The 9,845-nt window shown below is 38.6% G+C and carries 8 protein-coding genes and 1 tRNA gene; 4 read left to right on the plus strand and 5 right to left on the minus strand.

All coding sequences use genetic code 11. The annotated features are described in order from the left end of the window. Nucleotides 1-246 precede the first annotated feature (246 nt). From C9J45_RS02620 to C9J45_RS02630, 3 genes are all read right to left on the minus strand, one after another. Complete coding sequence (locus tag C9J45_RS02620) at nt 247-1,122, minus strand: metal-dependent hydrolase (protein ID WP_107205401.1); 876 nt, start codon at nt 1,120-1,122, stop codon at nt 247-249. A gap of 78 nt (nt 1,123-1,200) precedes the next feature. Further along, nucleotides 1,201-1,608 (minus strand): META domain-containing protein, encoded by a 408-nt coding sequence (locus C9J45_RS02625; protein WP_107205400.1) that lies wholly within the window; start codon nt 1,606-1,608, stop codon nt 1,201-1,203. Between the two features lie 196 nt (nt 1,609-1,804). Next, nucleotides 1,805-2,821 carry an OmpA family protein gene (locus C9J45_RS02630; protein WP_107205399.1) on the minus strand — a complete coding sequence of 339 codons (1,017 nt, stop codon included), beginning with the start codon at nt 2,819-2,821 and terminating at the stop codon, nt 1,805-1,807. A gap of 689 nt (nt 2,822-3,510) precedes the next feature. On the opposite strand from C9J45_RS02630, the gene C9J45_RS02635 reads away from it, so the two are divergent. Together C9J45_RS02635 and C9J45_RS02640 are read left to right on the plus strand one after the other, a co-directional pair. Further along, the gene (locus C9J45_RS02635; RefSeq protein WP_107245689.1) at nt 3,511-4,185 is read left to right on the plus strand and encodes a winged helix-turn-helix domain-containing protein; all 675 of its coding nucleotides are present in this window, start codon (nt 3,511-3,513) and stop codon (nt 4,183-4,185) included. After that, complete coding sequence (locus tag C9J45_RS02640) at nt 4,172-4,609, plus strand: hypothetical protein (RefSeq protein ID WP_107205397.1); 438 nt, start codon at nt 4,172-4,174, stop codon at nt 4,607-4,609. The genes C9J45_RS02635 and C9J45_RS02640 overlap by 14 nt, the downstream gene beginning before the upstream one ends. Nucleotides 4,610-4,647: 38 nt before the next feature. Here the strand turns inward: C9J45_RS02640 and cueR are convergent, their stop codons facing one another. Then, complete coding sequence (gene cueR / locus C9J45_RS02645; protein ID WP_107205396.1) at nt 4,648-5,043, minus strand: Cu(I)-responsive transcriptional regulator; 396 nt, start codon at nt 5,041-5,043, stop codon at nt 4,648-4,650. A gap of 120 nt (nt 5,044-5,163) precedes the next feature. Here cueR and C9J45_RS02650 point away from each other — a divergent pair, with 120 nt between their 5' ends. Beyond that, entirely contained in the window at nt 5,164-8,094 is a 2,931-nt protein-coding gene (locus tag C9J45_RS02650) for a copper-translocating P-type ATPase (protein WP_107292112.1), read from the plus strand. 180 nt (nt 8,095-8,274) lie between these two features. After that, nucleotides 8,275-9,162, plus strand: coding sequence for a TraB/GumN family protein (locus C9J45_RS02655; protein ID WP_107292113.1), 888 nt, complete (start codon nt 8,275-8,277; stop codon nt 9,160-9,162). A 428-nt stretch (nt 9,163-9,590) separates the two neighbouring features. Here the strand turns inward: C9J45_RS02655 and C9J45_RS02660 are convergent. Continuing rightward, a tRNA-Pro gene (locus tag C9J45_RS02660) sits at nt 9,591-9,667 on the minus strand. Nucleotides 9,668-9,845: the final 178 nt, after the last annotated feature.

Here is a 9,845-nt window from a genome sequence, read left to right on the forward strand (position 1 = left end):
ACACGATGATCAACATGCTTAGTGGTGATCTTCTTTTAAAACAAACCTGATCAGCTAACAGGTATCAAAAGAACATTTATCAATACACTTCCCGAAAGCATAAGTTACATATTCTGTATTTGGATTTTAAACAGGATATAAATCCAATAAATAATATTAAAACACAATGATCATGAATTATATAAATTAGGATCTTTATCTTTATAAGCATAACTCAGAGAATAAAATCTAAATAAACGTTTAATATTACGCTTTCACACTCTTGGTATACATCACAATCTCTTGATCTGAATTCACTTTAAAATTAACGGTAACTGATTGATATTCAGATAAAGATAAAATATGAGTTCCACCACAAGGGATCTCAATAACGCCCTCAGAGCCTAAATTACATTGCCAATAACGCGAATCTGTCAGATGATCACCTTCTCGCCTCATTACCACAGCAGTTTTTAATGCTACCCAATCACTGAGTTGCAGATTAATACGCTCAGCTACAACATTAAGTTCTGCTAGTAGATCTGCGCTGTTTAGCCCACGCTTACGTAATGTTTTACCTAAACGATACGTGTCAGTACTGAGATCGGGCGTCACTTCACTTTTTTCTTGGGCATAGCTATGAAAATCATAGAAACCAAGCTCATCTCTACGAGTCGGCTCTTTTCGCCAGAAGTCATTATGAAGAACTTTATTTAACGCTAAAGAAGATAAATGCCCCGCACTATGTCCACGACTCAAACTTTGCTGATATTCCCTATCAACAGACAATGTCACTGTATCGCCAATATCAAAGTCTATTGTTCCTGTAATAATATGAACAACAACAAACACCCATCCTTCCGTATCCCGTTTAACCGGAATGTCTTGGGCAATAAAAAGATTGTTTGTTGCTAGCTCAATAGCACCAACGACACAATTGTTAACCTGATACTGTTTATCAGCATGAATAATCATCCCTTGATCAGCAGGATGATCAGGCCAAATATGGCTAACAGGATGAAAAGGGGTCGACTGGGTAACAACATAATTTTCGTCACCTGAATGACTTATCATTAGTACAGTACTATCAAGCAACCATTGTTGTTGAGTAAATACGACTTGCGTTGGCGCGATAACAGGCATCTTCTATCCTTAGTTCTACTTATAAAAAAGCCCAGCACAATGGCTGGGCTCTACATAAAATTAAATCACATAAGACAATCAACTTGCATTAGTTTTTTCAAATACCAAAAACTTATCGCCAGCATCAACAATGAGGCTATTGTTAATCACTTCAATACTTGTCGCACTGCGTAACACATTTAGCATATTATTTTCTTGTTTAACTAACTCAGGTAAACACATTTTGCGCGTGACAAATGGAAGCGAAAAATCACCGACTGGCTCAACCTTACCTTTAAAAACATTACAACCGGTAAAACCTGTTACCTTCATGTTTGATTCAATATTTAATGATGGTCGATGCTTTGTAATACCGGGAATCTCAACTCCACCTTTTAGTTTCCAATCACCAACCATTTGTGCTGATTTTTCAAATTGCTGGTTGGAAAAGCACCCAGTTAATGAAATGGTCATTAATGCTAATAAACATAACGTTGTTTTTTTCATTATTAGTCCTTACAACATATCTTAATTCATTCTAATTAAATCGCTTACGCTTGACGTACACAGTCCTCCGCATTAAGCGCGACGAATTAAAAGTGATTTAATGAGAATGTGATTAAAAAAATAATGCCGGTGAAAATATCACCGGCATTAATTTATCTTAGTAATAAAATACTAGATAGATGTGGATCAGTCTTAATTACTTAAGGATGATCTGTACTGAACGCTGAACGTAGTTAGTATTAGTCGCAGAGTCAGTTTTAAGTGGGTTGTTGTAACCTACAGAAGAAACAGTTAGACGAGATGCGTCGATACCGTTAGCTTCTAGGTATTTAGCAACGTTTGCTGCACGCTCTGCAGAAACTTTTTCGTTAACTGCAGCAGAGCCAACTTTGTCTGCACGACCAATGATTTGAGCGTTAACTTCTGGGTTAGCTTGCATAGTTGCAATAACTTCACCTAGGTTGTAACGGCCGTAGTCATTTAGCTTAGTTTGACCATTTTGGTATGGTAGAACGTAAGAAGAACGAGTTGGTACTTGAGACTCAACAGCTACTTCTTTAACTACTTCAACGTTGTTAGTAACAACCATTGGAGTTGCTGGTTGACCGAACTTGTAAGTCATACCCCAGTACGCTTGAGTTAGATCAGCGTGACCGTGTGAAGTACGTAGGTCTTGGTAGTAATCAGCACCGATTTGAGTAGATAGTGCATGAGTGATTTGGTAAGACAGACCTAGACCAACTGTTGGTGAGAAGCTGTCAGACTTCATGTGTAGCGCGTTGTTTGCAAAGTTCTTGTTATCAGCGTAGATGTATGTAGCACCTAACTTACCGAACGCAGATAGTTTTTGAGTTAGAGGTAGGTTACCTTTCACACCCAAAGTACCTAGGTGCATGTCAGCATTACCTAGATCATGCATGTAATCGTAGCTACCGTAGATACCGAAGTATTGGTTGAAGTCGTAACCAGCATCTAGTTTAACACTTGGTGCTTCACCGTTTGCAGAACCAGGGAACTTAGAAATATCGCTGTTAGATACGTAACCCATACCTAGTGCGCCACCAACCCAGAAACCAGATTGATCGTAAGAAGGAGCAGTTTGTGCAGGCGCTGTAGCTGTAGTGCTAGTAGTTGCATCAGCTGCCGTAGCAGATGTAGCAACACCTAGAGATAAAGCTGCTAGTACAGATAGAGATAGAGATTTCAATTTCATGTTTAACTCCATTGAGTAATGCTTAAACTTTTTAAGTCTGCTTTATGTAGTGCGTACTATTTTTTTAATGTGTATCGCAAAGCAGTTATTGTCAGGAACGGGGTGTATTTTGTGACGAATACGATGTTATGGCAAGTAATAAAAAATGATGTTCACAATTATTTTGTGTTTTTCACCACAAAAAAAATCGGACTTCTGAAAAATAGTTTTTTCAGAAAAAAAAGGAGATAAAGGAAAATACAAAACAATTCATCTAGAAAAAACAGTTCTAAAAAAAGATAAAAAAACCATGTAAAAAAACATAAAGCAATAAAAAACAAATAATTAAATAGTTCTTTTTTATGATTCCAGCCATCTAAAAACATTACTTTATATAGGTGTATTGAATTATCAAAAAACGTTCAAAGATTAATTTATCTGCACAATGTGGTATCTGCTACTTTTATTATCTCTTCCATAAATAAATTTTTTTGTTAGCATCAATGCTGACAAAAAAGATACTGGATTATTTTTTGTTTTTCTTTCATCCAATACATGTTACTTAAGTCTTCAATTTAGACAGAGTAACTGCTAAAAATTGCGTAGTTTATCCCGCTGCGCCAAGATACATTTAGCACTATAAATAATAACAATGATAAATACGTTAAAAGGCGACTATGGTCTTTTGTAGATAGTGAATAGGTAAATCAATGATTATATATAAGCAGGGTAAAGATAGCTTTGAACCCCAAAAAAGCGCTTATTCTACACCTGATACTACAACCAAACTCAGTGCTAGTGAGACAAAAATACTACAATACTTAATTGATAATAATGGTGAGATTATTAGCCGCGATAAATTACTGGAGATCGGTTGGCCTGATAAAGTCGTTGTACCTAACTCATTAAATGTTGCTATCGCTAATTTACGCAAAGCTTTTAAAACAAAAAATGAAATTATCATTACGATAAAAGGGGCTGGATTTACGATTGCTAAAAACACTTTTATACAGCATAAAATCCAACCAGAGATCGTATCAGACAGTGACCATATAACGACTAGCCAAAGTGCAACCGCATCTTTAAATAAAGAAGAGAATGTAACTGCATTATTGGATAATAACGGTGAGCAGAAAAATGACACCACAGCAAAACAACCGTTATCAAAGATAGCAAAAATTGGTTGTGGTATATCCATGATTGCATTATTAGCATGGATAGGACTTTGGACCAGTAGTTGGCAAACACCACCCTGTGTATCCGTTAATAATCAGCAGATCTGTGGTAATATAGAGCTTCTTAACTTAAATGAATTGCCTAAAAACCTGCCATCGAAAGGCACTATATATATAGATTCAGCAGGTAAACTGTATGAAAAAAATTAAATACATCATCATGGCCTTAGTTGCTCTGATGTTATTTCCAATTATTAACGGTATGGGTTGCGACTTTAACTATAAATTAACCACTCCCGGCCATGAACAGTTCGGCAGTTGTAAATTTGGTCAATACACCTTAATAGACTATCCCGACCCAAAACAAGATAATGGCTATACCGTATTAAAAGGACTGTATTTTTACGCTTTTGGCAATGCGGCAATATTAATCACCAGTAATGAAGATCACACCAAGAAAATTACTGATTCTTCGATAGAGAGCTTAAACTTTGCAAATAAACGTTTTTGGTACCAGCTTTCGTTACAAAGACTGAATAAAGATGAACTTGTGATTTTCACAAAGCATCCAAAACCCAAGCTACAAGTGATCCCTTACGACGGCACACTTGCAATGACTGACAGTAATTCATAATCAGAATTAATAACAGGTGCTAATTTTCTAGCGCCTGTTTATTCTTGTTGTACTAACCCTTCCAATATCGGACAGGTTGAATTTTTATCTCCAGGACATTGCTTCGTTAATGCTTCTAGTGTTTTCTTCATCTGTAGTAATTCATTAATCTTAATATCTATCTCTTTTAACTTTTCTTCCGCCTTTTGTTTTACATCACGACTCTGACGACTTGAGTTCATTGATAACGTTAATAAATCACGGCATTCATCAAGAGAAAATCCAATCATTCGAGAACGTTTGATCAACAGTAACTCTGAAATATGGTTTTGATTATAATAACGATATCCATTAGCACCTCTAGGAGCTGGGCTTATCACACCTTTCGCTTCATAAAACCGAATAGTTTTTGCTGTTAGCCCTGTTTTTTCAGCGACTTCACTTATATTAATCATCTTTATCCTTCCACGTTTTATCTATTCTTTAAAATACACCAAACATACCTTGACCTTACAGTAACTGGAAGGTTTATTCTTACTTCATCCTTTAAATATAGTAAGGCGTAAGGGCTCAAAATGAATGCTATTACTCTCCCACTCGCGAACGTCCATTGCATGAGCTGCGTAAATAAAATACGTTCAGCTTTAGCAACATTGCCCGACTGCCAAATTATCGATATAGATACAAAGCAAATTACTGTAAATAGTGAAAGCCCACTAAAAACAATGTCTGAAAAGATCAATGCATTAGGCTATCACGTCGGTTTCCACTATCAACTTGCACTAGCTGGTTTATCATGTGGTCGATGCGTGGCTAAAGTTGAAGCCGCACTAGCAAGCCGGAATGATATTTTCAGCGCTAGTATAACGAAAGAAACAGCTGATATAACGGGCTCTCTAAGTGAGCAAACACTTACCGATATTATTACATCACTGGGTTATCAAGTAATACCTGCTTCGTCGGAATTAGAAAAAGACACACTGATGTTTACTCTATCAGGGCTTTCATGCGGAAAGTGCGTTGCCAAATTGACAGAGAAACTAAAAGCCAATGATCAGATCAAAATCCTTGCTTTAGATAAAACGCATGCAGAAATTAGAACAATACTTACTGCAGAAGATGTCATTTCCATTATTACAGAGGCTGGCTACCAAGCAACACAAACAACTATAGATGACAAATTAGCTCAACCAGTAAACACCAATGAGCAAGAGAACAAGGATGATAAAGCGCTAAATGCTCTTCTCTCATCTGAAAGTTCTCAGGTTCAACAGTTACTGTTATCAGGTATGACATGTGCCAGTTGTGTCGCCTCTGTTGAAAAAGCGATTAAGCAAGTTACAGGTGTTGATACCGTCAGTGTAAACCTTGCGGAGCGTACAGCACTTATCTCAGGTAATCCTGATATAAAAGCCGTTATTACCGCTATTACTGCAGCCGGTTATGGCGCTGAAATCAGTGAAGATGAACAAACTCGACGTCATCGTCAACAACAACAAAATACTCAAACATTCAAAACACACTTAAGAAATGCATTTATTGCACTTGGCTTAGGGGTTCCTATGATGGCTTGGGGGATCTTTGGCGGTAGTATGATGATCGACTCAACCACCAGCCAATTGGCATGGGGATTTGTTGGCTTAATCACCCTATTATTGATCGTAACTGTTGGTAAAGATTTCTATCTCAATAGTTGGAAAGCATTTAAACATCATCGCGCTACTATGGATACATTAGTTGCGCTGGGGACCGGTGCTGCTTGGCTATTTTCAATGTTAGTTGTGCTTAAACCTGATATGTTTCCAGCTGCTGCTCGCCATGTGTATTTCGAAGCAACAGCCATGATTATAGGTTTAATTACATTAGGCCATGCCCTTGAAGCTCGCGCCCGTAGTCAAACATCGAAAGCATTAGAGCGTTTAATCGATCTACAACCACAAACGGCTATCGTAGTTGAAAACGGCGTGGAAAGTGAGCGTCCACTTAATGAAATAAAAAGTGGGATGACGTTACGTCTTCGCCCTGGTGCAAAAGTCGCTGTTGACGGTGTCGTTATTGAAGGTAATACCTATATAGATGAATCCATGCTAACGGGTGAGCCTCTTGCTGTTCACAAACAGAATGGTGACAAAATCAGAGCAGGGACTATCAACCAGCAAGGAGCATTACTCTTTAAAGCTGAGCATATTGGCAGCGATACAATGCTAGCTCGAATTATCCAACTCGTTCGTCAAGCTCAAAGCAGTAAACCTGCACTTGCACGCTTAGCTGATACTATTTCAAGTATCTTTGTGCCAAGTGTCATGATCATCGCCATCATTACTGCCATGGTGTGGTACTACTTCGGTCCAGCACCGTCATCGGTTTATATGTTAGTCGCAGCGACAACCGTACTTATCATTGCTTGTCCTTGTGCATTAGGGCTCGCTACACCAATGTCAGTGACTGTAGGAGTTGGACGCGCAGCAGAGCTAGGAATTTTAATTCGTGATGCTGAAGCTATGCAGCAAGCAGCCAACATCAATACTGTTGTGTTAGATAAAACAGGTACGCTCACTGAAGGAAAGCCACAAGTGGTAAGTATTCAGAGCTATACCACTCTTACTGAAGATCAGCTATTACAATTAACCGCTACCTTAGAACAAGGTTCGGAGCATCCTTTAGCGAACGCTATTATTGAATCAGCGAAACAAAAAGATCTGACTCTCAGTCGAGTAACAGAATTTAAAGCCATTGCAGGTATGGGTGTGTCAGGCACTATTGATACAAGCAGCGTGATACTGGGAAATAAAAAATTAATGACCCAATACAATGTTGATATCAATCAAGCCCAAACTGACTTTGATAATATCGCCTCTCAAGGCGCAACACCTGTTTACTTAGCGAAAAATAACCAACTTATCGGAATTATTGGCATTAGCGATCCTCTACGTAGTGACTCACTAAGTGCGGTTAAACGAATGCAAAAAATGGGTCTGACTGTTGTGATGCTAACGGGTGACAGTTATAAAACAGCGCAAGTTATCGCGACTAAATTAGGCATTACGGATGTAGTTGCTGATGTGCTACCCGATGGTAAAGCGGCGCAAATAAAACAGCTTCAACAGCAAGGTAATCGAGTCGCAATGGTCGGTGATGGCATCAACGATGCTCCAGCTCTTGCATTGGCAGAAGTCGGGATTGCGATGGGAAGTGGCACTGATGTTGCGATAGAAAGTGCGCAATTTACATTAATGCGTCACTCTCTTCATGGGGTGGTTGATGCCTTAGAGTTGTCTAAAGCAACCTTGCGAAATATGAAAGAAAACCTATTTGGTGCCTTTATTTACAATAGCTTAGGTATTCCTATTGCTGCAGGTGTATTGTACCCACTCACGGGTGCATTACTCAGCCCAGTCATTGCGGGGGCTGCCATGGCGTTATCATCCATAACGGTAGTTACCAATGCCAATCGACTTCGCTTATTTAAACCTAGCTACCAAGCTAAATCAGCACAGGAGAAATAGTATGTGCTTGTTATTAGGCATTGCTGCTATTGCATTAATTATTTGGTGGTTCTGGCTTCACCCTAGCCTTAGTTAACCAAACTAATACCAAAGGCTACTCTCAGTAGCCTTTTTTATTACTAATCAGGAATATTTTGTTATAACTAAGAAAACGTATAATTTCTTATTTTAAGGCGATGAATGTTTAGATCTTTACTTTCAAAAATTCTGGTGCTGCTGCCATTTATTTCTCATCATGCATTCGCAGAGCCCATTGTTTGGAAAATTTATGACACGCAACGCCAGTTCTATGTATTAGGTTCAATACATGCGGGTGAGAAAGACATGTTTCCATTACCAAAGGCTTTTTTAACGCAATGGAAAAATGCTGATGCATTAATTGTTGAAGCCAATATACTAACTCAATCAACATCGACCATCGAACAATACCAGCCACCATTAACCCAAGACAAACTCAATTCCGAACAACTCCAAACGCTTCAAATAATCACAACATCACTACAACTTCCTTATGAACACCTTATTGCTCAGCCACCATGGTTGACAGCAACTTATCTCCAGCTTGCACTCGCTAAGCAACAAAATCTATCGACCGATCAGGGTATCGATTATGTGTTATTGAAAAGAGCGCAGCAGCAAAATCTACCAATTAAGGCATTTGAAACGGTTGAGCATCAATTAAACCTGCTTCAAAACTTACCTGAAAATGGCACTAACATGTTGTTAGAGACCATCAATAACTGGCAACAAACAGAGCAAGCACTGAAATGTTTAGTTAATGTATGGAAACAAGGCGACAGTAAAAAATTTACCGAACTATTCAACGATACCCAATTTGATCCAGAAACCAACGATGCCTTAATTTTTTCTCGGAATCGTCAATGGACAAAAATACTCAGTGAATCAGAAGATTATCAATCTGGACGGTTTATGGTTGTTGTCGGCGCATTTCATTTAATCGGAGAGCAAGGACTTCCCGCTTTGATGGAGAAAGAAGGATTTACTGTTGAAAGGATCACCAAAGGTGTTACGGCACAGTGTGATGGATGGGAAAAGCTAACGTCATAAATACCAACACATGGCTGTGTAAAAACACTTTAAATCGTATTATTTACTCACAGGGTTTATAAACATCAGATGTAAAAAAGCCCCGTTTTTCAACGAGGCTTTTTATAAGTGGTCGGTGAAGAGCTGGTTTTTAATAGATCAGGAACTCCCGCCCCTCTGGTCCGCCATTTACCTAGAGCTGTGATGCTCTACCAAACATGCTATTCAACAAAATATGAAAGACATCTGATGCAAAAAAGCCCCGTTTTTCAACGAGGCTTTTTATAAGTGGTCGGTGAAGAGCAGTTTTTTAATAGATCAGGAAACCCCGACCCTCTGGTCCGCCATTTACCTAGAGCTGTGATGCTCTACCAAACATGCTATTCAACAAAATATGAAAGACATCTGATGCAAAAAAGCCCCCGTCTTTCGACGAGGCTTCTAATAAGTGGTCGGTGAAGAGGGATTCGAACCCCCGACCCTCTGGTCCCAAACCAGATGCGCTACCAAACTGCGCTATTCACCGACTGTAAATAATGGCTTTATTAAACCACTATTTTTAAATAGTGGTCGGTGAAGAGCTGAGTCTATATAGAGAAGGAATCTCCGACCCTCTGGTCCGCTATTTCCAAAAACAGGATGCTTACCAAGCTACGTCATTCACCGACTGTAAATAATGGTTATATTAAACCACTACTTTTAAA

Origin of the sequence: Photobacterium sp. GB-1 (assembly GCF_003026165.1) — a bacterium.
Taxonomy (GTDB): Bacteria; Pseudomonadota; Gammaproteobacteria; order Enterobacterales; family Vibrionaceae; genus Photobacterium.

Bases quoted from the DNA above. Each gene is read 5' to 3' on its own strand.
- C9J45_RS02620 (WP_107205401.1), bottom strand. From the start codon at position 1,122: ATGCCTGTTATCGCGCCAACGCAAGTCGTATTTACTCAACAACAATGG.
- C9J45_RS02625 (WP_107205400.1), bottom strand. From the start codon at position 1,608: ATGAAAAAAACAACGTTATGTTTATTAGCATTAATGACCATTTCATTA.
- C9J45_RS02630 (WP_107205399.1), bottom strand. From the start codon at position 2,821: ATGAAATTGAAATCTCTATCTCTATCTGTACTAGCAGCTTTATCTCTA.
- C9J45_RS02635 (WP_107245689.1), top strand. From the start codon at position 3,511: ATGATTATATATAAGCAGGGTAAAGATAGCTTTGAACCCCAAAAAAGC.
- C9J45_RS02640 (WP_107205397.1), top strand. From the start codon at position 4,172: ATGAAAAAAATTAAATACATCATCATGGCCTTAGTTGCTCTGATGTTA.
- cueR (WP_107205396.1), bottom strand. From the start codon at position 5,043: ATGATTAATATAAGTGAAGTCGCTGAAAAAACAGGGCTAACAGCAAAA.
- C9J45_RS02650 (WP_107292112.1), top strand. From the start codon at position 5,164: ATGAATGCTATTACTCTCCCACTCGCGAACGTCCATTGCATGAGCTGC.
- C9J45_RS02655 (WP_107292113.1), top strand. From the start codon at position 8,275: ATGTTTAGATCTTTACTTTCAAAAATTCTGGTGCTGCTGCCATTTATT.